Below are 1,224 nucleotides of genomic sequence, written 5' to 3'. Positions count from 1 at the left end.
GGGGTTCATGGAGCGCTTACATTTGAAGATGGTATGTCAATCGAAGTAGAGGAGGTTCAACTGGAACGCTGTGACATGTAGAGCCAGGCCAGGTACTGCAGCGGTCAGGCGCCGAGCGGATTATGGGTGATGCGCTTCTGCATGGTGGAACCGAAGGTCATGCTCTCCAGCCCGATCAGCCCTAGGCTTAGGCAAGGAACAGGAACAGGATTGCATACAACACATTATTTTTCATGTGTAGAGAAGTAACCAAATAACACCTCAAAAGAAAAACATTCTCAATATCGTTAAAAATAGTCCAACCCCGATTTCCCCATTGACTTGCGTATGACTATCACTATCATCCTCGCTTTATAACCTGGCCATCTAGTCGCGCACGACGGCTATGACACGTAAACTCAATGCAAATGGACTTGAAATGAAAACGCGTCAAACGCGCCATCTATTGGCGTCCCTCGCAACTGCATTTACCTGCTCGTTCAACAGTATAAGTACTTGCGCCCTCGAATCCCCTTTCGAGCAAATCGTTTCGCAACCCAAAGATACGTTTGGCTATCAAAATGTTGAAAGCGTCGATCCTGCCAGTGGCAGCCTGCTGATAAAACATATTGATGTTAATCTTCCAGGCCCGAATGGCATGAACATTACTTTGTTCCGAACCTATAATACGGGCGCCCTCAGCGCGGGCCTGGGTTCTACCTACAGAAAGTCATTCAGCTGGACGGCACTAGGCCCTGGATGGACATTACGAGCTGCGCCTCGAATTGTTCACGGAAATCTGTTCAAGAGTACCGCTAGAACACCATCGACAGAGCCCAAGCAAATCTATGACAAAAGTCAGATGGCGGGAGCTCTGTGCGTCGGCGCCGCCGTATCCACGTTATCGCCTGCGGGTATTTTCTTGCAACTTCCCGATGGAACACAGCACCAGGTGTTCTCGAGCGGCGGCCACAAAGGCAGGACCAAGAGCAACTGGCAGGTCTCTTGCACCAACAATAAGGTAACGGCACATTCTCCAGACGGTATTCTCTACGATTTCGGAGATTGGAGCACCGACCGAAACGGTGGTACAGAAAGTACAAACGATATCATAGAGTCATCATTCGGCATGCCCATTGATGCTCCCGTAAAACCGACAATAACTTACATCGATGCAAAAAAAGCCACCGACCTGTTTGGAAACTGGATCGCCTATGACTATAGCACTAGTGTCCTGTCTCAAAA

The 1,224-nt window shown here is 49.0% G+C and carries 1 protein-coding gene; it reads left to right on the top strand.

Annotation, left to right across the window (positions count from 1 at the left end; all coding sequences use genetic code 11):
• Nucleotides 1–418: 418 nt before the first annotated feature.
• Nucleotides 419–1,224 (top strand): DUF6531 domain-containing protein (locus KUO17_RS23205; RefSeq protein WP_217977921.1); only part of this gene is annotated, 806 nt, incomplete at its 3' end.

Origin of the sequence: Pseudomonas aegrilactucae, from assembly GCF_019168305.1 — a bacterium.
GTDB lineage: Bacteria > Pseudomonadota > Gammaproteobacteria > Pseudomonadales > Pseudomonadaceae > Aquipseudomonas > Aquipseudomonas aegrilactucae.
This window is presented reverse-complemented; position numbering and strand designations above follow the sequence as displayed.